The organism is Citrobacter sp. EC_71 (assembly GCF_019584005.1).
Taxonomy (GTDB): Bacteria; Pseudomonadota; Gammaproteobacteria; order Enterobacterales; family Enterobacteriaceae; genus Citrobacter; species Citrobacter werkmanii.
Genome location: NZ_VDAY01000029.1, coordinates 15,115 through 36,538 on the forward strand (window position 1 = coordinate 15,115; position 21,424 = coordinate 36,538).

The window sequence follows — 21,424 nt, forward strand, 5'->3', positions numbered from 1 at the left end:
GCGTCTGGAGCAGGGTAGACACATCGCCATAATTGCGGGTGAGCGCGGAGCCTTGCGGGTATGTCTGTGATAGTGTGAGGGCTTATTTCCGTCAAAACAGGAGCCAGAACATGTCGCAGAATAATCCGTTAAGCGCCATCCTCGACAAACAGGATTTCCTGTTACTGGATGGTGCGATGGCGACGGAGCTGGAAGCGCGCGGTTGTGATTTAGCTGACAGCCTGTGGTCAGCCAAAGTGCTGGTCGAAAACCCGCAGCTTATCCGTGAAGTACATCTTGATTATTACCGGGCGGGGGCGCAATGCGCGATCACCGCCAGCTATCAGGCCACGCCAGCAGGTTTTGCCGCGCGCGGCCTGGATGAAGCGCAGTCGAAAGCGCTGATTGGCAAAAGCGTGGAGTTGGCACGTAAAGCGCGTGAAGCCTGGCTGGCTGAGAACCCGCAGGCGGGGACGCTGTTGGTGGCAGGATCCGTCGGGCCTTATGGCGCGTATCTGGCGGATGGATCAGAGTATCGTGGCGATTACCAACGTAGCGTTGAGGAATTTCAGGCATTTCACCGTCCGCGCGTGGAAGCGTTGCTGGATGCCGGGGCCGATCTGCTGGCCTGTGAAACCCTGCCGAATTTTACCGAGATTGGTGCGCTGGCTGAGCTGTTGACCGCGTATCCGCGTGCTCGGGCGTGGTTCTCATTTACCCTGCGCGACAGCGAGCACCTGAGCGACGGTACCCCGCTACGCGACGTGGTGGCGTTGCTGGTGGGTTATCCGCAGGTAGTGGCGTTAGGCATTAACTGTATTGCGCTGGAAAAGACCACTGCCGCATTGCAGCATCTGCACGGCTTAACGGCGCTGCCGCTGGTGGTGTATCCAAACTCAGGCGAGCATTATGATGCGGCAAGCAAAACCTGGCATCATCACGGTGAGCATTGTGCGCAGTTGGCGGATTATTTGCCGCAGTGGCAGGCCGCTGGCGCACGGTTGATCGGCGGGTGCTGTCGCACCACGCCGAAGGATATTGCTGAGCTGAACGCGCAGCGCTGAGAGTTTATCGGGCCTACATCGTTCACTGTAGGCCTGATAAGCTCAGCGCATCAGGCATTGCCGGATGGCGGCACAAGCGCCTTATCCGGCCTACAAAGCCACAAAACGTTATGCCGCATCCGCCAGAACAAACATGCCGTACGGATGGATTTCGAGATAATACTGCTCGCCGACGTCCGGCTGCAGGCGCGTGGCGTTGACCTGCAACAAGATCTCCTGTCCATGCCACTCCACCGTGACCTCATATTGAGGGCCCATATAGGCGACGTGGCGGATCGCGCAGCGCTGGCTCTCCTCGCCGCGATCGCTGAGCGTGATCGCTTCCGGGCGCACGCCGACCATCCCTTCCCCGTGATCGTTAAAGTGCGGCGGGCGCGGCAAACGATAGCCGTAGATATCAACGTATCCTGCGCTGAAGGTGGCAGGGAACAGGTTGGCATCGCCCATAAAGCTCGCCATAAAACGTGAGGCCGGCTGACGATAAAGATCCTGCGGCGTACCGATCTGCATGATGTGTCCTTTATTCATCACCAGGACAGTATCGGAAACCGCAAAGGCTTCGCTCTGATCGTGGGTAACGTACAGCGAGGTGATATCAAACTGCTTTTGTAGCTCGCGGATCTTGTCGCGCATGCTGCGACGCAGGTTGGCGTCCAGGTTACTCAGCGGCTCATCAAACAGCAGCACCTTCGGCTTGAGGATCAGCGCGCGGGCCAGCGCCACGCGCTGCTGCTGACCGCCGGAGATCTGATCGACATAGCGATCTTCGAAACCCTCCAGATCCACCATCGCCAGCGCTTCTTTCACCCGTGCCTTCACTTCGCTGCGCGACACGCCGAGCATCTTCAGGCCATAGCCGACGTTCTCCCCCAGCGACATGTGCGGAAACAGAGCATACGACTGAAACACCATGCAGATATCGCGCTGCTGAATGGAACGATGGGTGACGTCTTCGCCATCAATAAAAATCTGGCCTTCACTCGGTTTTTCCAGCCCGGCGACCAGGCGCAAAATGGTGGTTTTGCCACAGCCGGAGGGGCCGAGCAGCGTCACCATTTGCCCCTGCGGAATGGTGAGGTTGATGTTGTCGATAACTGTGTTGCTGCCAAATCGTTTAGTGACGTTGCGCAGTTCAACGAAATTTTTCTGAGTCATAGTGCGCTCCATTACGCCTGGTTTTTAGCTTTTGAACGGGAGGTACGTGATTCGCCGATCAGCCAGTCAAAGATGAAAATAATCGCCAGCATCACCACGATCAGAATCGAACCGTAGGCAATCGCCACCCCGTACTCACCGTCTTCCACGCGGTTGAGGATGTAGGCCGTCGCCACGCGGGTATCCGGCGTCACAAGGAACACAATGGCGCTGACGGTGGTAATGGCGCGCACAAAGCTATAGATCAGCGCCGAGAGGATCGCCGGGCGCAGCAGCGGTAGCAGGATATGCGTAATGGTCCGCAGGGAACCGGCACGCAGGCTAAGCGAGGCTTCATCCAGCGATTTATCGATTTGGCCTAAGCCCGCGATGCCCGCCCGGATACCGACCGGTACGTTACGCATCACCATGGAGATAATCACGATGGCGGCAGTGCCGGTGAGGTACACCGGGGCGCTGTTAAAGGCCAGAATGTACGACACGCCCGCTACGGTGCCGGGAACGGCAAAGCACAGCATGGTGGTGAACTCGATGGTTTTTTTACCTTTAAACTGCTGGCGTACCACAATCCACGCGATCAGCAGGCCAAAGATGGCGGTGATCGGCGCGGCAATCCCGGCGTAGAGCAGAGTGTCGAGCAGTGAAGGCCATGCGCCGTCGCTCATCCCCTGGCCGAACAGTTTGGTAAAGTTCGCCAGCGTCAGGGTGTAGTCCACGCCCCAGTTAACGGTGAAACTGCCGTAGAAAATGCTGCCGTAGAGCAGGGCGTTAAAGGCAATCCACACCGCCAGCAGCGCAACCACGCTCCACACCAGCGTCACTGGCAGCGGCTGGACGTCGCCCCGGTAGGATTTACCGGAGACCGTCACGTAGGAGCGCTTGCCGATCCACATGTACTGCACACAGAATACCAGCAGCGAGAACAGCAGCAGGAACGCGCCCAGCGTACTGGCGGCCTGATAATCGAGCTGCGAGCCGGTGATGTAGAAGTAAATTTGCGTTGCCAGCACGTCGAAGTTACCGCCGAGCACCAGCGGGTTACTGAAGTCGGCCAGCGACTGTACCACCACAATCAAAAAGGCGTTCGCCAGCGCCGGTTTCAGTAGCGGGACAAACACGCCGTTAAAGGTCTGCCAGCGGCTGGCACGCAGGGTGTATGACGCTTCTTCCAGCGACGGATGAATGGTCTTGATCGCCCCGTCGAGGATCATAAACGCCATCGGCGTAAAGGCCAGCACCTGCGCCAGCCAGATGCCGGTAAAACCATACAGCCAGTTGGTGTTGGTTAAGCCGAACCAGTCGACCATAAATTCGGTGATGTAACCGGAGCGACCCATCATCAGCGTAACGCCTAAACCGACGACAAACGGCGGGGTGACGATCGGCAGAATCGAGAAGATACGTCCGATGATGGCGCTACGTCTGGCGATACGGGTCGTGTAGATAGCCAGTACCAGGCCGAAGAAGGTACAGCCGACGCCGACGGCAATCGACAGCATAATCGAGTTGAGGATCACCTGAATGATATGCGCCTGCGACAGCACATTCATAAACGCCAGTGGCGCAAATTCCCCGGCGTCGTTGGTGAACATCGGAATGAAAATAGCGATGCTCGGCCAGACGATAAAAATACCGATCAGCGCGACAATGGCGGTCAGCGAGCCGATGACGAAACGGTCGCCGCCCAGCCATTCCAGACGGGTAAGCGCCAGGGTCATAATTGCGCCCAGCGCCACAAAAAGCACGATGGTGGCATAGCCTAAGCCGCGACCTTCAAGTGTGGCGCTGGCGACGATAAAGGCCATGCAGAAGAATGCCCAGCCTGCGTCAAGATAATGGCGGCCGCGCTGTTCGCGTCTGGCTTCATGGAACGGGCGCACCAGCAGCAGGCTCGGTAGCAGATACCATAACCAACTGATATTGAATTGCGACCAGCCGTAGGCGGCGAGAATTTCTTCGCCCGTCGACTCCAGCAGACCGTAGTCCAGGCTCCAGCTTGGCAGCAGGGCAAACGCCAGCCAGCCGAGCAAAACCCAAAGAAATATCGCATCCCGTTTTTTCACGGGATGGAGTGCAAGTGTGTGTGACATAGCGGTTCCGGTATTTCAGGCCGGGCGGGCGCTTACGCCGCGCCCGGCAAATGAACGCAACGTGGGCTTATTTACCCATCTTCACTTCGCTAACCCACTTATTGATCAGGGCCTTACGTACGTCGGTCGAGCCGTACTTATCCATGTCGTAATTGATAAGCTTCAGGTCGTCGAGCTTCAGCGAGTTCGGCGAGGTCTCGGCGGTGGTGTTGGTCAGGATCTGATAGGATTTACCTTTCTTCCATGCCAGCTCCTGGGCGTCTTTCGACAGCACCCAGTCAACGAACAGTTTGGCGTTGTCGAGGTTACGCGCGCCTTTCAGGATGCTGACGCCGCCAATTTCATAGCCGGTGCCTTCGCACGGGGAGATCAGCTCCAGCGGTGCGCCCTGTTCTTTTTCCAGCGAATAGTCGTGCAGGAAGCCAATGCCGATCGCCGTTTCGCCACGGGCGGCATTACGCGCCGGAGCAATGCCGGATTTGGTGTACTGGGAGACGTTGGCGTTGAGCTGTTTCAGGTAATCAAAAGCCTGATCCTCACCCCACAGCTGGGCGAAGGTCGCCAGCGCAGTGTAGGCGGTGCCTGAACTCTGTGGGTCAGCAATCTGGATTTCCCCTTTGTATTCTGGTTTGGTCAGATCCTTCCAGCATTTCGGCACTGGCAGGTTTTTCTCTTTCAGGCGCTGAGTATTAACGCCAAAGCCCAGAATACCGACATACACCGCCGAGGAGAGGTTACCTTTTACTTTCGCCGGATCGCGGAACTTCTCCATGATCTGCGCGAGGTTAGGCGATTTGTACGGCTGCAGCAGGCCCATTTCACCGGCCTGGGATTGTGGATCCAGCGTACCGCCGTACCACACATCCGCCTGCGGGTTTTTCTTCTCGGCATCGACCTTCGCCAGCGTGCTGCCGGAGCCGTTACGAATAAATGAGGTTTTCACATCATATTTGTCGCCGAAGGCTTTGGTTTCGGTTTCGCACATCTCGTTGGTGGCGCTGCAATACACCACCAGACGACCCTGGGCTTGTGCCGCATTGCTGAAGGCCGCCAGCGTCAGAGCAGAGGCAATCAGGGTAGAGGTAAGCGTCAGTTTCATTGTTTTATCCTTTGACTGAGAGAAGGGGTAATGCCCGCAATGAGCAATGGCATCAGCAATAAACCCATAAAAACAGCGGCAACCGAGAGCAAACTGAACATTCCCGACCAGCCGTAGTATTCTATGACCAGCGACAGCGGCCAACCCGCCAGCGCGGCCCCCAGATAGGCGAACAGCCCGAGAAAACCGGTGATTGAACCTGCCGCAGCTTTGTGTCCGCATTCGACAGCAGCCAGACCAATCAACATCTGCGGGCCAAACACAAAAAAGCCCACGGTAAAGAAACAGACTGCCAGCAGCGCATAGTGGTGCACCGGGGCCAGCCACAGCGCGGCGACGGAAACCATCAGCCCCAGCGTGAACAGCAGTATCATTGGCGCGCGCTGACCGCTGAACAGCAGATCCGAGCCCCATCCGGCAAACAGCGCGCCGAGCAAGCCGCCGACTTCAAACAACATCACCGTGGCATTGGCGCTGAGCAGATTCACGCCGTGGCTTTCCGTCAGCCAGATGTTGCCCCAGTCGTTGAGCGCAATGCGGATCAAATAGACCAGTACATACGACACGCCAAGCAGCCAGATCATCGGGTTCTTCAGCATGGTGGTGCGTAACATTTGCCACAGCCCCATCGGCGGGCTTTGCTGCTCCTGACGTAGCTCCAGCGGATCGTGCCGCCACTCTCCAACCGTCGGTAATCCCTCTTCCTGGGGCGTGCCTTTCAGTTGCAGGGTGAGCCAGATGCCTAACGCCATGCTGATTATCCCTGGTGCCAGCATCGCTGCCTGCCAGCCCCACCAGAGGGCGGCAAAGGCGCTAATCAGCGGGATGATGGCCCCGCCGATGTTGATCGACATATTCCAGCAGCCCCACCAGAAGCCGCGTTCGTTGCGCGAGTACCAGTGGGTCAGCAATCGGGCGCAGGGCGGCCAGCCCCAGCCCTGAAAAAATCCGTTCAGCGTCCAGACCGCCAGCAGCAGCGTCAGCGATTCACCAAAGGCGAACACCACGTTCAAAACACCCGTAGCAAACAGGCCGATCCCCATGAATGCACGCTGCCCATGGCTGTCGTGCCACAATCCGGCGGCGAATTTCGACAGGCCATAGGTCAGATAAAACAGCGATCCCAGCAGACCGATATCGCCTTTATCCAGCCCCAGATCTGTTTGCAGCGCCGGGAGTACATAGTTGACGCTTTTGCGCGTCAGATAAAACGCGGCGTAGCCAATCACCATACACATCAGCAGGCGGGGACGTAGCGTCCGGTATTGTTGGTCTGTTTCGCGTGCGTGCATGGCGGTCTCCGTTTGTACTGACTATAGGAAAGTGAAAGCAAAAGGGGATGAGAGAAAGTCCGCAGTGACTAAGACTTTTTCCTGGTTAGCGGCTGGTTTGTTGCAAATTTGTGGGCAGGTTAACAATTACCCGCGTGCCGTGGTTCGATTCCAGCGTGAGTTCGCCACCGAGGGCGCTTACCCGCTCACGCATCCCCTGGATACCGAAACCGGGAATTTTTTCCTGGAGGATACCCACGCCGTTGTCCTCGACTTCCAGAGACAGGCGGTGTTCCCGCTGGCGTAGCGTAATCGATACCTCGCTGGCATCGGCATGCTTACAGACGTTATTGAGCAGTTCCTGCATCAGGCGGTACAGCGTGAAGCGCACCGTTTCATTTTCTGGCGTATTTTCCAGATGGTAATTAAATCGGCAGCGGATTCCTCGTTCGGCAAAGGCAAATTCATTCACCAGATGATGCAGCGCATCTTTGAAAGACAGTTCATCGAGCGCGGGCGGGCGCAGCTGACGCAGAAGCTGACGGGTGGAGTGGTGAATGCGCCGGGCAAGATCGTTGATCTGATTCGCCGCCTCAAGCGTTTGCTCGCGACCTGGCGCGCGTTTGACCAGTTGCGTCTGAATCTGGATGGCGGTGATGTTCTGGCCTATTTCGTCATGTAGTTCGCGCGCTAAACTTTTTCGCGTGTCTTCCTCGGTACGAATCAGTTGTTCGGTCAGCGCACGGCGTGCCGTCAGTTCGGCTTCCAGACGCTGGCGATAATGGTGCAAGTTTTGCGCCAGATGTTGCTGGCGGCTGATGGCGATCCCCAGCCCTATACCCAGTAGCGCCTGGGTGGCGAGGAAAATCTCCAGTTCAAGCAGATTGCTGAACCCCACGCCTATCTGCCGGGCGATGGTGATCATCATACTGCCGAGCAATCCGGACAACACGCCGCCCTGCCAGCCAAATTTCCATGCCATTACCACGTTCGGTAAAAACACCACGATCAGCAGCAGGCGCTCGATATCCGGCGACAGCACCATCTGTGTGCCAATGCCAATAATAAAAAACAGGCTGCACCAGATGATAAGCGAGGTGCGCAGTGGGGGATTGGTGGTATCCAACCCGAGCAAATGATAACGGTGCTGCTGGCGCAGAAATTCATAGATCAGATAGACAAACGGCGTCAGCAGCACGCCGCCGGTAAACGACGCCAGGCCAATTAACGTTGCCGGGCTTGCGATAAACGGTGACAGCAGGGCGGTATTAAGCAATGACGTGACGGTGACGGCGGTCAGCAACAGCGTCAAGCGCTGCCAGTACAGGGGGAAGCGGTGCCAGTATGACTGGCCGATGCTCGCCGGAAGAAGGCTAATGAATGGGGCCACAAGCAGGATATAGCCATTCAGTAATTGCTCGCTATGCAGCCAGAACAGCATCAGTACCGGCGGCAGCACCAACGCGGGCCAGTAGCGGCGGGAAAGCAGAATCAACAGTGCAAGATAGACCCCGTGTGGCAGGAATAATGCCGCCTGTTGACCGTTGTGGGTCAGGTAAAATCCCAGCGTCCACAGCATCAGCCAGCCCGATCCCCAGGCCAGCAGAATAAACAGGGAGATTACCCAATGACGAAGGTTACGCGACATTAATGCCCCGTCAGTAGCTGGTGGTCGAGGGCAAAATGCACCAGATCGATAGTGCTGTGGCATTGCAGTTTGCCCAGCACGTTCGCGCGGTGGACGTGTACTGTTTTGTGGCTAAGGTCGAGCTTAAAGGCAATTTCTTTCACGCTGTCGCCTTTGACCAATAGATCAAACACTTCGCGCTCGCGCGGGGTCAGTACCTCCAGGACCTGCGCGGGCTGTTCGCCGCCGCGTAAGGCTCGCAGCGCATCGGCGCACAGATAATGCCCGCCCATACCTACCGAACGTACCGCCTGCACCAGTTCTTCCGGTCCGCAGCGCTTGGTCAGATAGCCGCTGGCGCCAGCATCCAGTGCGCTTTGTACAAACGTTGGCGAGTCATAAATGCTAAGAATAATGGCGCGAAAACCGGGCTTCTGCGCCCGCAGTCGTTTTAGCAGGCTCAGGCCATTTTCATCCGGCATGGCGATGTCCAGCACTGCAACGCTGACGTCGTCATGCAGTAATGCAGGCCAGGCCTGGGCCGCGCTGCTGAACTGACCGATGACGTTGAGATCATCTTCGAGACTGAGTAATTGCGCAAAGCCGGAACGCACCACCACATGGTCATCCACCAGCACAACATGAATCATGATATTGCTCTCTTGCCTGACAATAGCGTCTATGATGCCTGCCAGCGCAGCGCTGGCAATCAGCCCGGCGCAGTTATGCAATGAATGTAACAAAATCGCAATAATTTACAGCGGGTGTAGGCCTGATAAGCGCAGCGCATCAGGCATTCGTTGCCGGATGGCGGCGCAAGCGCCTTATCCGGCCTACGATTACATGCATTTTTGAGCTAACTATTGCCACTTTTTTTCTAAAAACGCTTTGTTCTTAGCCAGAATTTTTAATTCCTTTATCAAAGTGTGCCGCAACGAAATACTGCCCCCATAACAAGACTGGGGAGCAGACAATCATGGCTATTTCATCGCGTAACGCACTTCTTGCCGCACTGGCATTCATCACCTTTCAGGCGCAGGCAGTGAACGTCACCGTTGCGTATCAAACTTCCGCCGAACCTGCCAAAGTGGCGCAGGCAGATAACACTTTTGCTAAAGAGAGCGGAGCCACCGTTGACTGGCGCAAGTTTGACAGCGGCGCGAGCATCGTCCGCGCGTTAGCATCCGGCGACGTACAAATAGGTAACCTCGGCTCCAGTCCGCTGGCGGTAGCGGCCAGCCAGCAGGTGCCGATTGAGGTTTTCCTGCTGGCGTCAAAGCTTGGCAATTCTGAAGCGCTGGTGGTGAAGAAAAACATCAGTAAACCGGAAGATTTGATTGGTAAGCGCATTGCCGTGCCGTTTATTTCCACCACTCATTACAGCCTGCTGGCAGCGCTGAAACATTGGGGGATTAAACCCGGCCAGGTAGAGATTGTGAACCTTCAGCCACCGGCGATTATTGCCGCCTGGCAGCGCGGAGACATTGATGGCGCGTACGTCTGGGCTCCGGCGGTCAATACGCTGGAAAAAGACGGCAAGGTACTGACTGACTCGGAAAAAGTCGGCGAATGGGGGGCGCCAACGCTTGACGTCTGGGTAGTACGCAAAGATTTTGCCGAGAAATACCCTGAAGTAGTGAAAGCATTTGCGAAAAGCGCCATCGATGCGCAGCAGCCCTATATCGCTAATCCTGATGAATGGCTTAAGCAGCCAGAAAATATCAGCAAACTGTCGCGCTTAAGCGGCGTGCCAGAGGCGGATATTCCGGGCCTGGTGAAAGGTAACACTTACCTGACACCACAACAGCAAACTGCTGAGCTAACCGGGCCGGTGAACAAAGCGATTATCGACACCGCGCAGTTTCTCAAAGAGCAGGGCAAAGTGCCCGCCGTCGCGACGGATTACAGCCAGTACGTGACCGATCGTTTCGTGCAATAAAGGGGACGCTGATGCTGCAAATCTCTCATCTTAATGCCAGTTACGGCGGCAAACCGGTACTTGAAGATATCAACCTGACGCTCGATAGCGGTGAACTGCTGGTGGTGCTGGGACCTTCCGGCTGTGGGAAAACCACATTGTTAAATCTGATTGCCGGATTTGTGCCGTATCAACACGGCAGCATTATGCTGGCGGGCAGTAAGGTCGAAGGACCTGGCGCAGAACGTGGAGTGGTGTTTCAGAATGAAGGTCTGTTGCCCTGGCGCAACGTGCAGGACAACGTCACCTTCGGTCTGCAACTGGCGGGCATGCAGAAGCCTCAGCGTCAGCGAATTGCTCAGGAAATGTTGCAGAAAGTGGGGCTGGAGGGCGCGGAAAAACGCTTTATCTGGCAGCTTTCTGGGGGGCAGCGTCAGCGCGTCGGCATTGCCCGGGCGCTGGCGGCCAACCCGCAGTTGTTGCTACTGGATGAGCCGTTTGGTGCACTCGACGCCTTTACCCGCGAGCAGATGCAAACCCTGCTGTTGAAGCTGTGGTATGAGACCGGGAAACAGGTGTTGTTGATTACCCATGATATCGAAGAAGCGGTGTTTATGGCCACTGAACTGGTATTGCTGTCGCCAGGTCCTGGTCGGGTGCTGGAACGACTGCCGCTTAATTTTGCCCGGCGTTTTGTGGCTGGAGAGGCGAGTCGTAGCATTAAGTCCGATCCGCAGTTTATCGCCATGCGTGAGTATGTGTTAAGTCGTGTCTTTGAACAACGGGAGGCCTTCTCATGAGCGTGGTGATTAATGATAAACCTCGACGCCCGCGGGCGCTGAACTGGCGTTGGCCATTCTCGCGCCAGATGACTTTAAGCCTCGGTACGCTGGCAGTCATTTTGGCGCTGTGGTGGACGGTGGCGGCGCTACAGTTAATCAGCCCATTGTTTCTGCCGCCGCCGGGCCAGGTTTTGCAGAAACTAATCAGTATTGCCGGACCGCAGGGGTTTATGGATGCCACGCTGTGGCAGCATCTGGCGGCCAGTTTGACGCGTATTGTTATCGCGTTGCTGGCGGCGGTGCTACTGGGTATTCCGGTTGGTATCGCCATGGGACTGAGCCCGACGATTCGCGGCATACTCGATCCCATCATTGAACTGTACCGTCCGGTACCGCCATTGGCCTATTTGCCGCTGATGGTTATCTGGTTTGGTATTGGTGAAACCTCCAAGATCCTGCTGATCTATCTGGCGATTTTCGCCCCTGTGGCGATGTCGGCGCTGGCGGGCGTAAAAAGCGCGCAGCAGGTGAGAGTCAGGGCCGCGCAGTCGCTGGGGGCCAGCCGTGCGCAGGTACTGTGGTTTGTGATTTTACCGGGTGCCTTGCCGGAGATTTTGACCGGACTGCGTATTGGGCTGGGCGTGGGGTGGTCAACCCTGGTGGCGGCGGAGCTGATTGCCGCGACGAGAGGTTTAGGATTTATGGTGCAATCAGCCGGTGAGTTTCTGGCAACGGATGTGGTGCTGGCAGGGATCGCGGTAATTGCTGTTATCGCGTTTATTTTAGAGCTGGGTCTGCGCGCGCTTCAGCGCCGTCTGACACCCTGGCATGGAGAAGTACAATGAGTGAACGTTTGAGCATTACCCCGCTGGGGCCGTACATTGGTGCACAAATTACCGGCGCGGATTTAACGCGTCCATTAAGCGATAACCAGTTTGAACAGCTTTATCATGCTGTATTGCGCCACCAGGTGGTGTTCCTGCGTGAGCAGATTATTACGCCACAGCAGCAGCGCGCGCTGGCGCTACGTTTTGGCGACCTGCATATTCATCCGGTCTACTCACACGCCGAAGGGGTGGACGAAATAATCGTGCTGGATACGCACAACGATAATCCGCCCGATAACGACAACTGGCACACTGATGTGACGTTTATCGACACGCCGCCAGCGGGCGCGATTCTGGCGGCAAAAGAGTTGCCATCGACCGGGGGAGATACGCTGTGGACCAGCGGGATTGCCGCTTATGATGCTCTCTCACAGCCGTTTCGCCAGCTGCTGAGTGGCCTGCGGGCAGAGCATGATTTTCGTAAATCGTTTCAGGAATATAAATATCGCCAGACGCCAGAGGAGCATCAGCGCTGGCTGGAGGCTGTCGCCAAACATCCACCGTTGCTGCATCCGGTGGTGCGCACCCATCCGGTAACGGGTAAGCAGGCGCTGTTTGTGAATGAAGGATTTACCACACGAATTGTTGATGTAACGGAAAAAGAGAGCGAGGCGCTGCTGGGATTCCTGTTTGCACACATCACCAAACCGGAGTTCCAGGTGCGCTGGCGCTGGCAGCCTAACGATGTGGCGATTTGGGATAATCGCGTGACGCAGCACTACGCCAATGCGGATTATCTGCCGCAGAGGCGCATTATGCACCGGGCGACGATTCTGGGGGACAAACCTTTTTATCGGGCGGGATAAATGGCGCTGGCGCTTCGCTGACCGGACCTACAGTAGAGCAGGCCCGATAAGGCGAAGCCGCCATCCGGCACAAGGTAAATTAACGCAGAATTTTTTTCTCAGCCAGATCCAGCGCAAAGTAGCTGAAGATCAGATCCGCGCCTGCGCGTTTGATCGACCCTAAGCTTTCAAGCACCACTTTCTCTTCATCTATTGCACCCGCCATCGCTGCGAACTTGATCATCGCGTATTCACCGCTGACCTGATAAGCGCCAATTGGCAGTTCGGTGCGTTCGCGGATATCGCGCAGAATATCGAGGTACGCGCCGGCCGGTTTCACCATCAGGCAGTCTGCGCCCTGGGCTTCATCCAGCAGTGATTCGCGAATCGCCTCGCGGCGGTTCATCGGGTTCATCTGATAGGTTTTACGATCGCCCTTCAGCGCCGTACCTGCGGCTTCACGGAACGGGCCGTAGAAAGAAGAGGCAAACTTAGTGGAGTAGGACATGATCGCGGTATCGGTGAAGCCCGCAGCATCCAGCGCCTGGCGAATCGCCTGCACCTGACCGTCCATTGCGGCGGAAGGCGCGATAAAATCTGCACCCGCAGCGGCAGCAACGACTGCCTGTTTGCCGAGGTTGGCAAGGGTTAAATCATTATCAACGCCATGATCGCACAACACACCGCAGTGACCATGCGAGGTGTATTCACAGAAGCAAGTATCGGACATGACGATCATTTCCGGTACGGTCTGCTTACAGATACGCGACATGCGCGCCACCAGACCATCTTCTTTCCAGGCATCGCTGCCGGTGTCGTCGGTGTGGTGGGAAATACCGAAGGTCATGACCGAACGGATACCTGCATTGGCAATGCGTTCAATCTCGCGGGCCAGGTGTTTCTCTGGAATGCGCATCACGCCTGGCATGGCGTCGATAGCTTTGTAATCGTCAAGTTCTTCTTCAACAAAGATCGGCAACACCAGGTCATTTAAGCTGAGTGTTGTCTCTTCAAACATAGCGCGTAGCGCAGGAGATTTGCGCAGGCGGCGAGGGCGATGGATTAGGTCTGTCATGGTATGCCTGATGTTTGTGGAATCGAAGGTCGCAGTATACCTGAACCTGAGGGCGGGTGGTTTACGAAAGTTGGCGTTATGTGGGGTTGATGAGGACCTATGGGCCACTCCAACTATAGGGCAGGATCGTCTACCGGGGGGCAGTCCAGTGGTTACATTAAAATGAATAAAGGCAAACTGGTGAGCATTAACCGTTTGCCTTTTGAGTATTGAATCAGGATGCGGGAATAACCTGCGGTTTGTTCCCGCTCAATTCTGCGACCAGATCGTTGATACCGTCGCTCATATTGGTAAAGCGGGTCAGCGGAGAACGGGTCACCACGACAAACGCCCCGACATTTTGCTGCGGGATCATCGCCATATAGGTAATGAAACCGCCACCACCACCGGTTTTTTGAATAATTCCCGGACGACCATTCTTCGGTGCCATATACACCCAGCCCAAACCAAGCGCATCGGCTTTGCCCGGAACGTCCATCCCTATCACTTTGGTTAACTGTGTACGCTGATAAATCAGCGTCTGCATACGGTCGGCTTGCTGGCTACGATGATAAAAATCAGAAGAGAGATACTGTTGCATCCAGCGCATCATATCGCCAGGCGTTGAATAGACGCCGCCGCTGCCCATCGCCGCCAGGGTATTGTTACAAGGGCTGGCGCCTTTTTCCGCGACCATCAGGCGTCTGCACTGATCGGGGGATGGGGTAAAGGTGGTGTCTTTCATCCCCAGCGGTCGGGTAATTTTTTCTTCAAAGAGTTGCGGATAAGGCTTACCGGCAGCAGCTCCCAGCGCGTCGGCCAACAGGTCGAATGCCAGATTTGAATAAGAAGCCTGCGATCCTGGAGCTGCTTTAAGCGTAGCGGTTGAGAGATAGTTCCAGCGCTGCTCGCGGGTTGGCCAGACAAACACCGGGCGCTTTGCCGCGCCGCCAGGCTGTTCGCGCGGCAGCGCGCTGGTATGCGTCGCCAGATTCACCAGCGTGATTGGCGTTCCCTGATAAGTCGGCACGCGTGCGCCAGGTGGTGCATATTTACTCAATGGATCGTTGAGTTTAACTGTGCCCTGATCGAGTAATTTCACCAGCACTTCGCTGGTCATTAATTTGGTGATAGAGGCAATGCGAATAACGGAATCCAGTTGTGGATGAACATTATTGCCGGGGCGCGTTTCGCCGAAGCTGCGAAATACGCGTTGATTACCATCAATCACCACGAGCGCCATCCCCGTAGCACCACTGCCGTAAAATATATGGTCGGCATAACGATCGACGATATCAGAGGCGAAGACCGGATCGGTTATAGGCTGTGCCGCCTGGACAGATGTCAATGACGCCGCACACAGCGCGGCAGAAAAAAGCAGACTACGTTTCAACGGTGGTGTCCATGAGTTAGAAAAAGTGAAAAAGGATGTCGTGCGTATGCGTATTTATACTACTCAACGGCGTATTGCAAAGCGCTTATCAGCCAATGATAGTGTGAAAAACGTAACGATGAGTAAACGTGAGCGTTTCCCTGATTGTGGATGTTCGCTTTTGTGATCTCACGCTGTGATAATCTGCACATGCTGGAACGTTATCGAGTGTGAAAACCACAGAAACAATTCTTCATCACCGGGGGGCGAACTATGTGCCGCGGTTCTGGTCACAATTGTCGGTTTCAGCTTGTGTTTTTGGGCGTAAGCCGTCTCGCCACCGCACTTCACGGAGGCAAATGCACAGCAGTCGTCATAACGATAAGAAGTTAGCAGGAGAGCATTATGTTTAAGTCTTTTTTCCCAAAGCCGGGACCATTCTTTATTTCGGCATTTATTTGGGCACTGGTCGCTGTTGTATTCTGGCAAGCAGGTGGGGGAGCCTGGGTTGCACGCATTACCGGCGCGTCGGGGGATGTACCGATTAGCGCAGCGCGTTTCTGGTCGCTGGATTACCTGATTTTTTATGCTTACTACATTCTTTGTGTCGGGATGTTCGCGCTATTCTGGTTTCTCTACAGCCCGCACCGCTGGCAGTATTGGTCCATTCTGGGTACCTCACTGATAATTTTTGTAACCTGGTTTCTGGTTGAGGTTGGCGTTGCCGTCAACGCCTGGTATGCGCCATTCTACGATCTCATTCAAACCGCGCTCAGCGCACCGCATAAGGTGAAAATTGAGCAGTTCTATAATGAAGTGGGTATCTTTCTCGGTATTGCGCTGATTGCCGTGGTCATTGGCGTGATGAACAATTTCTTCGTCAGCCACTATGTGTTCCGCTGGCGCACAGCGATGAACGAACACTATATGGCGCACTGGCAGCATCTGCGGCATATCGAAGGCGCAGCACAGCGTGTGCAGGAAGACACCATGCGTTTTGCCTCCACGCTGGAAAATATGGGCGTTAGCTTTATCAACGCGATTATGACGCTGATTGCCTTCTTACCGGTACTGGTTACGCTGTCGGCGCATGTTCCTGATCTGCCAATTATTGGACATGTTCCTTATGGGCTGGTGATTGCCGCGATTGTCTGGTCACTGATGGGAACCGGCTTGCTGGCGGTAGTCGGGATCAAACTTCCGGGCCTGGAATTTAAAAACCAGCGCGTGGAGGCGGCTTACCGTAAGGAACTGGTATACGGTGAAGATGATGCCAGTCGTGCGACGCCGCCGACGGTGCGTGAACTGTTCCATGCGGTACGGCAAAACTATTTCCGTCTCTATTTCCACTATATGTATTTTAACATCGCCCGTATTCTGTACCTGCAGGTTGATAACGTTTTCGGTTTGTTCCTGCTGTTTCCGTCGATTGTTGCCGGTACGATAACGCTCGGTTTGATGACGCAAATTACCAACGTATTTGGCCAGGTGCGCGGCTCGTTCCAGTATCTGATTAACTCCTGGACAACGTTAGTTGAACTGATGTCTATTTATAAGCGTCTGCGCAGCTTTGAACGCGAGCTTGATGGCCAGGATATTCAGCAAGTGACCCATACTCTTAGTTAACAAAAGGAGATGTTATGTCGACGGTTTCCCGTCTTTACCCTTTGTCTGGGCTGGCCGCATTGGTGTTGGTGGGATGTAGTAGCCAACCCACGCAGCCGTTAAAAAAAGGGGAGAAAGCCGTCGATGTGGCGAGCGTGGTGCGTCAGAAAATGCCCGCCAGCGTGAAAGACCGGGATGCGTGGGCGCAGGATCTGGCGAAGACGTTTGAAAGTCAGAAGCTGGCGCCGACGGTTGAAAACATCTGTTCGGTGCTGGCGGTCGCGCAACAGGAGTCAAACTACCAGGCCGATCCGGCGGTTCCAGGCTTAAGTAAAATCGCCTGGAAAGAGATCGACCGTCGCGCCGAGCGCATGCATATTCCGCTGTTTGTGGTGCACACTGCGCTGAAGATTAACTCCCCAACGGGGAAAAGCTACAGTGAGCGTCTGGATATGGTGAAGACGGAAAAACAGCTTAGTGCCATCTTTGATGATTTCATCAATATGGTACCGATGGGGCAGACGCTGTTTGGTTCACTGAATCCGGTGCATACCGGCGGACCGATGCAGGTCAGCATTGCGTTTGCCGAGCAGCACGCCAGCGGCTATCCATGGAAAATGGCAGGGACGGTCCGTCAGGAAGTGTTCAGCCGACGCGGCGGACTGTGGTTTGGCACTTATCATCTGCTCAATTATCCGGCGAATTACAGTGCGCCACTTTTCCGCTTTGCAGATTTTAATGCCGGCTGGTACGCCAGCCGCAATGCGGCTTTTCAGAATGCAGTCAGTAAAGCCAGCGGAGTGAAGCTGGCGCTGGACGGGGATTTGATTCTCTACGGCAGCAGCGAGCCGGGCAAAACGGAGCTGGCGGTACGCAAGCTGGCCGGGAAGCTGGGGATGAGCGAGAGTGAGATCCACCGGCAACTGCAAAAGGGCGATAGCCTGGCCTTTGAAGAGACTGCGCTGTACGAGAAGGTCTATAAGCTGGCGGAAGCGAAGAGCGGTAAATCACTACCGCGTGAAATGCTGCCTGGTATTCAGCTGGAAAGCCCGAAGATCACGCGTAATCTGACGACTGCGTGGTTTGCTAAACGCGTGGACGATCGTCGGGCGAAGTGTATGGCTCAGCCATCGTTATGATGACGGCGGCGCCAGCGGATAATTATCGCGACGGCGCCAAGAATGAGGCTCCCGACCAGGAAGGGGATCAGCCCAAACAGGGTACCGACGCCTAAACCAATTTCAATCCGTGGGCGCCCTGTCTCTTGCATTTGCAACTGCATCAACTGCTCATAGATGCCGGGGGCGTGGGCCAGCAGATTTAAAATCTGCGCGCCTGCCCAAAAGCAAAACAGCACAAATACGGCATACGCAATGTTGCCGGGCAGGGAGGAGGTATCCCGATGCTTGCCCTTAAACAGGGATTTTGAGAGCGTAAAATCAGCCATAAAGACCTCCGGAAATAACCTGCTTTTTGGCGTAATGCCTGTAACTGACTGTGAGTCTGACAGGTGATTAGGATTGTCAATATCAGAATGTTGGTAATTTCAGGTGGAGATTATTCCTGGATTTCGGTTATTTGTGGCGCGTCACAATTATTTAACCTTAAGTGAAATTAAGTTACATTTCAGAAATTCCGCATATGCCACAGACGACCACGGGGAAATGTGCGAGGATGCTTTTTCATGTTGTATATCCACCGGAGCCGTTATGAACCTGCCTGTAAAAATCCGCCGAGACTGGCACTACTATGCCTTCGCTATTGGGCTTATCTTTATTCTGAATGGCGTGGTGGGGTTATTAGGTTTTGAAGCGCAGGGATGGCAAACCTATGCGGTGGGGCTGGTTACCTGGATAATTAGCTTTTGGCTGGCCGGATTAATTATCCGTCGCCGCGTGGAAAATGAAGATGATGAAGCGAAGGATGCCCAATAGTTATCAGGCATCCTTGCGGGTTTACATACTGGTTTTCAGCGCGCTATCCGCAGCGTGGCGTTCCAACGCCAGTTCGATCAGGCGAGTGATCAAATCGGTATAGCCTAAGCCGCTCGCCTGCCACAGTTTTGGATACATACTGATGTTGGTGAAGCCCGGCAGCGTGTTGATCTCATTGATCACAACGTCGTTTTCTGCGGTTAGGAATACATCTACGCGCGCCATGCCGGCACATCCTAACGTCTGGTACGCTTGAATGGCGATCTCGCGGATCTTGTCGTTAATTTCTGGTGCGATCGCTGCTGGAACAACGACTTTGGCACCGTTATCGTCAATGTATTTAGTGTCGTAAGCGTAAAAATCACTGTTCAACACGATCTCACCACAGGTACTGGCCTGCGGATGATCGTTGCCCAGTACTGCACATTCGATCTCGCGACCTTTGATCCCTTGCTCCACCACGACTTTATGATCGAATTCAAATGCCAGCGCGACGGCCTGGTTGTATTGCGCTTCACTGGTCACTTTGCTAACGCCAACGGACGACCCCTGGTTGGCGGGTTTTACAAACAGCGGCAGGCCCAGGCGGGATTCCACCTCAGCAAAGCTAATGTTGTTACGATTGGCGCGAGTAAGTGTAATAAATGGCGCGATATTTAATCCGGCATCGCGCAACAGACGTTTGGTCACGTCTTTATCCATACAGGCCGCAGATCCCAGGACATCAGAACCGACGAACGGCAGATTCGCCACGCGCAGCATACCCTGCAAAGAGCCATCTTCACCCAGCGTACCGTGTACGATCGGAAAAATAACATCGACCGTTGGCAGCGGCTGACCGTTTTGCGCATCGATCAACTGGTGCTCTTGTTTACCCGGAACCTGAGCCAGGCTAGTCGTGGAAGGACGCAGCGCAATGTGCGCCGGATCGTCTGAATTGAGCAGATAGTTACTGGCATCGCTAACGTGCCATAGCCCTTGTTTATCAATACCTAACAGCACAACGTCAAAGCGAGTCTTGTCGATGGCATCGACAATATTTTTTGCCGATTGCAATGACACTTCATGTTCCGCTGATTTACCACCAAATACGATTCCTACCCGCAACTTTGCCATCTTAAAAACCCATTCCTTGAATGCAAAGCACATACATTACCACGACAAAACGCAGGTTTCCTCGGCTTCTGGCAGATTGTTTCGCTGGGCAACAGGGGAAGAGATAAGCGCAAACGCGCAGATCTCGCATCAAGCATAATTCCCTGCGTGTATTGTGGGTTTGGTGTGAGGCGTATCACAAATATGATGAGCGGGAAGATAAAACTCTAAAGTGTGATACATCGCACCTGTTGACCCTTATTTGGCTAAGTAATTTGTTAAGCTGCTCGCAGTTTTCAGCTACTTATCGTTATGAGTCCCTATGGAATCCTGGAGAGTAAACCTTATTTCCGTCTGGTTCGGATGCTTTTTTACCGGGCTGGCGATTAGCCAAATCCTGCCTTTTTTACCGCTCTACATCTCCCAATTGGGCGTCACCTCGCATGAAGCTCTCTCAATGTGGTCCGGATTAACGTTCAGCGTCACCTTCCTTATTTCAGCCATTGTTTCTCCTATGTGGGGCAGTTTAGCCGATCGTAAAGGGCGCAAGCTGATGCTGTTACGAGCCTCGCTGGGGATGGCGATTGCGATTTTACTGCAGGCATTTGCCACTAACGTCTGGCAGCTTTTTCTGCTGCGCGGGGTGATGGGGTTAACCTCAGGCTATATTCCGAACGCAATGGCGCTGGTAGCGTCACAGGTTCCGCGTGAACGCAGCGGATGGGCATTGAGCACGCTTTCTACGGCGCAAATTAGTGGCGTTATTGGCGGACCGTTAATGGGCGGCTTTATTGCCGACCATGTTGGGTTACGGGCGGTATTCTGTATTACCGCGGCTTTGTTGGTGGTTAGTTTCCTTGTCACGCTGTTTTTGATCAAAGAGGGCGTGCGCCCGACGACCAAAAAAAGCGAACGCCTGAGCGGGAAGGCCGTCTTCGCCTCCTTGCCTTATCCGGCGCTGGTGATCAGCCTGTTTTTTACGACGATGGTAATTCAACTGTGTAACGGCTCTATCGGTCCTATTCTGGCGTTATTTATCAAATCAATGGTGCCAGACAGCAGCAATATTGCCTTTCTCAGCGGGTTGATTGCCTCAGTACCTGGCATCTCGGCCCTGATTTCCGCGCCGCGGCTTGGCAAATTAGGTGACCGTATTGGTACTGAGCGGATTTTAATGGCGACGTTAATCTTTGCCGTCGTGCTGTTTTTCGCTATGTCGTGGGTCACCACGCCATTGCAGTTGGGGATATTACGTTTCCTGCTCGGCTTTGCCGACGGCGCGATGTTGCCGGCGGTACAGACGCTGCTGGTGAAATACTCCAGCGATCAGATAACCGGGCGTATCTTTGGTTATAACCAGTCATTTATGTACCTTGGCAACGTCGCTGGGCCATTAATGGGAGCAACGGTATCAGCCATGGCGGGGTTCCGCTGGGTCTTCATCGCTACGGCGAGTATTGTACTGATTAACATCTGGCAGTTGGCCATCGCATTGCGACGTCGGCGTCACGTGCGCTGACTATCTGATAAACAACGCTGCCCGTCGGCGTTGTTTATCTATAATTTTGCATTATATCTCTGTGTGATTATTCATCATTTTACATTTTTATATTGAAGGATTTTGTTTTAAGGCTCATCTCTCCCTTATTTTGTGATGTGATTGTTTTCGCAAATAGTTTAATTTCTTCTAAAAATAAAACTTTTATC

19 protein-coding genes are annotated in these 21,424 nt (G+C 54.6%); 9 read left to right on the forward strand and 10 right to left on the reverse strand.

Features of this window, described 5'->3' with window-relative positions; all coding sequences use genetic code 11:
- Positions 1-110: 110 nt before the first annotated feature.
- Positions 111-1,043 (forward strand): homocysteine S-methyltransferase, encoded by a 933-nt coding sequence (gene mmuM, locus FHD02_RS21895; protein WP_137370939.1) that lies wholly within the window; start codon positions 111-113, stop codon positions 1,041-1,043.
- Positions 1,044-1,151: 108 nt separating this feature from the next.
- Here the strand turns inward: mmuM and fbpC are convergent, their stop codons facing one another.
- The 6 genes from fbpC to FHD02_RS21925 form a co-directional block, all read right to left on the reverse strand.
- Positions 1,152-2,198 carry a ferric ABC transporter ATP-binding protein gene (gene fbpC, locus FHD02_RS21900; protein WP_137370938.1) on the reverse strand — a complete coding sequence of 349 codons (1,047 nt, stop codon included), beginning with the start codon at positions 2,196-2,198 and terminating at the stop codon, positions 1,152-1,154.
- Between the two features lie 11 nt (positions 2,199-2,209).
- Positions 2,210-4,288: an iron ABC transporter permease gene (locus FHD02_RS21905; RefSeq protein ID WP_038638053.1), complete on the reverse strand. Its 2,079-nt coding sequence runs from the start codon at positions 4,286-4,288 to the stop codon at positions 2,210-2,212.
- A gap of 67 nt (positions 4,289-4,355) precedes the next feature.
- Positions 4,356-5,387, reverse strand: coding sequence for an ABC transporter substrate-binding protein (locus FHD02_RS21910; protein ID WP_079225275.1), 1,032 nt, complete (start codon positions 5,385-5,387; stop codon positions 4,356-4,358).
- Positions 5,384-6,679 carry an MFS transporter family glucose-6-phosphate receptor UhpC gene (gene uhpC / locus FHD02_RS21915; RefSeq protein ID WP_137360365.1) on the reverse strand — a complete coding sequence of 432 codons (1,296 nt, stop codon included), beginning with the start codon at positions 6,677-6,679 and terminating at the stop codon, positions 5,384-5,386. The genes FHD02_RS21910 and uhpC overlap by 4 nt, the downstream gene beginning before the upstream one ends.
- A gap of 85 nt (positions 6,680-6,764) precedes the next feature.
- A complete protein-coding gene (locus FHD02_RS21920; protein WP_137360366.1) occupies positions 6,765-8,306 on the reverse strand; it encodes an MASE1 domain-containing protein in 1,542 nt (513 codons plus the stop codon).
- Entirely contained in the window at positions 8,306-8,935 is a 630-nt protein-coding gene (locus FHD02_RS21925; RefSeq protein ID WP_137360367.1) for a response regulator transcription factor, read from the reverse strand. Before FHD02_RS21925 ends, FHD02_RS21920 begins: the two co-directional genes overlap by 1 nt.
- Positions 8,936-9,261: 326 nt before the next feature.
- On the opposite strand from FHD02_RS21925, the gene tauA reads away from it, so the two are divergent.
- Genes tauA through tauD form a run of 4 tightly spaced genes read left to right on the forward strand, consistent with a single transcriptional unit; the run spans position 9,262 to position 12,678 of the window.
- A complete protein-coding gene (gene tauA / locus FHD02_RS21930; protein WP_137360369.1) occupies positions 9,262-10,224 on the forward strand; it encodes a taurine ABC transporter substrate-binding protein in 963 nt (320 codons plus the stop codon).
- A gap of 11 nt (positions 10,225-10,235) precedes the next feature.
- Positions 10,236-11,003, forward strand: a complete 768-nt coding sequence (gene tauB / locus FHD02_RS21935) for a taurine ABC transporter ATP-binding subunit (RefSeq protein WP_137349031.1) — start codon at positions 10,236-10,238, stop codon at positions 11,001-11,003.
- A complete protein-coding gene (gene tauC, locus FHD02_RS21940) occupies positions 11,000-11,830 on the forward strand; it encodes a taurine ABC transporter permease TauC (RefSeq protein ID WP_137370935.1) in 831 nt (276 codons plus the stop codon). Before tauB ends, tauC begins: the two co-directional genes overlap by 4 nt.
- Complete coding sequence (tauD, locus tag FHD02_RS21945) at positions 11,827-12,678, forward strand: taurine dioxygenase (RefSeq protein ID WP_220394312.1); 852 nt, start codon at positions 11,827-11,829, stop codon at positions 12,676-12,678. The genes tauC and tauD overlap by 4 nt, the downstream gene beginning before the upstream one ends.
- Positions 12,679-12,757: 79 nt before the next feature.
- Here the strand turns inward: tauD and hemB are convergent, their stop codons facing one another.
- Both hemB and ampH read right to left on the reverse strand, forming a co-directional pair.
- Entirely contained in the window at positions 12,758-13,732 is a 975-nt protein-coding gene (hemB, locus tag FHD02_RS21950; protein WP_085047660.1) for a porphobilinogen synthase, read from the reverse strand.
- Between the two features lie 214 nt (positions 13,733-13,946).
- A complete protein-coding gene (gene ampH, locus FHD02_RS21955; RefSeq protein ID WP_042310210.1) occupies positions 13,947-15,104 on the reverse strand; it encodes a D-alanyl-D-alanine-carboxypeptidase/endopeptidase AmpH in 1,158 nt (385 codons plus the stop codon).
- 384 nt (positions 15,105-15,488) lie between these two features.
- Here ampH and sbmA point away from each other — a divergent pair, with 384 nt between their 5' ends.
- Both sbmA and FHD02_RS21965 read left to right on the forward strand, forming a co-directional pair.
- A complete protein-coding gene (gene sbmA / locus FHD02_RS21960) occupies positions 15,489-16,709 on the forward strand; it encodes a peptide antibiotic transporter SbmA (protein ID WP_042310208.1) in 1,221 nt (406 codons plus the stop codon).
- Between the two features lie 14 nt (positions 16,710-16,723).
- Positions 16,724-17,827: a DUF1615 domain-containing protein gene (locus FHD02_RS21965; protein ID WP_137360372.1), complete on the forward strand. Its 1,104-nt coding sequence runs from the start codon at positions 16,724-16,726 to the stop codon at positions 17,825-17,827.
- Here FHD02_RS21965 and FHD02_RS21970 read toward each other — a convergent pair.
- Complete coding sequence (locus tag FHD02_RS21970) at positions 17,812-18,135, reverse strand: DUF2755 family protein (protein WP_137360373.1); 324 nt, start codon at positions 18,133-18,135, stop codon at positions 17,812-17,814. The genes FHD02_RS21965 and FHD02_RS21970 overlap by 16 nt on opposite strands.
- A gap of 262 nt (positions 18,136-18,397) precedes the next feature.
- Here FHD02_RS21970 and FHD02_RS21975 point away from each other — a divergent pair, with 262 nt between their 5' ends.
- The gene (locus tag FHD02_RS21975) at positions 18,398-18,622 is read left to right on the forward strand and encodes a DUF2754 domain-containing protein (RefSeq protein WP_038638102.1); all 225 of its coding nucleotides are present in this window, start codon (positions 18,398-18,400) and stop codon (positions 18,620-18,622) included.
- 21 nt (positions 18,623-18,643) lie between these two features.
- Here FHD02_RS21975 and ddlA read toward each other — a convergent pair whose 3' ends face one another.
- Positions 18,644-19,738, reverse strand: a complete 1,095-nt coding sequence (gene ddlA, locus FHD02_RS21980) for a D-alanine--D-alanine ligase (protein WP_137360374.1) — start codon at positions 19,736-19,738, stop codon at positions 18,644-18,646.
- A gap of 301 nt (positions 19,739-20,039) precedes the next feature.
- Here ddlA and FHD02_RS21985 point away from each other — a divergent pair, with 301 nt between their 5' ends.
- On the forward strand, positions 20,040-21,236 hold the full coding sequence (locus tag FHD02_RS21985; protein WP_137370932.1) for a multidrug efflux MFS transporter: 1,197 nt from the start codon (positions 20,040-20,042) through the stop codon (positions 21,234-21,236).
- The last annotated feature ends 188 nt before the right edge of the window (positions 21,237-21,424 follow it).

Excerpts from the sequence above, each read along its gene's own strand:
- fbpC (WP_137370938.1), bottom strand. The coding sequence starts at position 2,198 with ATGACTCAGAAAAATTTCGTTGAACTGCGCAACGTCACTAAACGATTT.
- tauD (WP_220394312.1), top strand. The coding sequence starts at position 11,827 with ATGAGTGAACGTTTGAGCATTACCCCGCTGGGGCCGTACATTGGTGCA.
- tauA (WP_137360369.1), top strand. The coding sequence starts at position 9,262 with ATGGCTATTTCATCGCGTAACGCACTTCTTGCCGCACTGGCATTCATC.
- FHD02_RS21910 (WP_079225275.1), bottom strand. The coding sequence starts at position 5,387 with ATGAAACTGACGCTTACCTCTACCCTGATTGCCTCTGCTCTGACGCTG.
- hemB (WP_085047660.1), bottom strand. The coding sequence starts at position 13,732 with ATGACAGACCTAATCCATCGCCCTCGCCGCCTGCGCAAATCTCCTGCG.
- uhpC (WP_137360365.1), bottom strand. The coding sequence starts at position 6,679 with ATGCACGCACGCGAAACAGACCAACAATACCGGACGCTACGTCCCCGC.
- sbmA (WP_042310208.1), top strand. The coding sequence starts at position 15,489 with ATGTTTAAGTCTTTTTTCCCAAAGCCGGGACCATTCTTTATTTCGGCA.
- FHD02_RS21985 (WP_137370932.1), top strand. The coding sequence starts at position 20,040 with ATGGAATCCTGGAGAGTAAACCTTATTTCCGTCTGGTTCGGATGCTTT.
- FHD02_RS21905 (WP_038638053.1), bottom strand. The coding sequence starts at position 4,288 with ATGTCACACACACTTGCACTCCATCCCGTGAAAAAACGGGATGCGATA.
- FHD02_RS21970 (WP_137360373.1), bottom strand. The coding sequence starts at position 18,135 with ATGGCTGATTTTACGCTCTCAAAATCCCTGTTTAAGGGCAAGCATCGG.
- mmuM (WP_137370939.1), top strand. The coding sequence starts at position 111 with ATGTCGCAGAATAATCCGTTAAGCGCCATCCTCGACAAACAGGATTTC.
- tauC (WP_137370935.1), top strand. The coding sequence starts at position 11,000 with ATGAGCGTGGTGATTAATGATAAACCTCGACGCCCGCGGGCGCTGAAC.
- FHD02_RS21925 (WP_137360367.1), bottom strand. The coding sequence starts at position 8,935 with ATGATTCATGTTGTGCTGGTGGATGACCATGTGGTGGTGCGTTCCGGC.
- FHD02_RS21920 (WP_137360366.1), bottom strand. The coding sequence starts at position 8,306 with ATGTCGCGTAACCTTCGTCATTGGGTAATCTCCCTGTTTATTCTGCTG.
- FHD02_RS21965 (WP_137360372.1), top strand. The coding sequence starts at position 16,724 with ATGTCGACGGTTTCCCGTCTTTACCCTTTGTCTGGGCTGGCCGCATTG.
- tauB (WP_137349031.1), top strand. The coding sequence starts at position 10,236 with ATGCTGCAAATCTCTCATCTTAATGCCAGTTACGGCGGCAAACCGGTA.
- FHD02_RS21975 (WP_038638102.1), top strand. The coding sequence starts at position 18,398 with ATGAACCTGCCTGTAAAAATCCGCCGAGACTGGCACTACTATGCCTTC.
- ddlA (WP_137360374.1), bottom strand. The coding sequence starts at position 19,738 with ATGGCAAAGTTGCGGGTAGGAATCGTATTTGGTGGTAAATCAGCGGAA.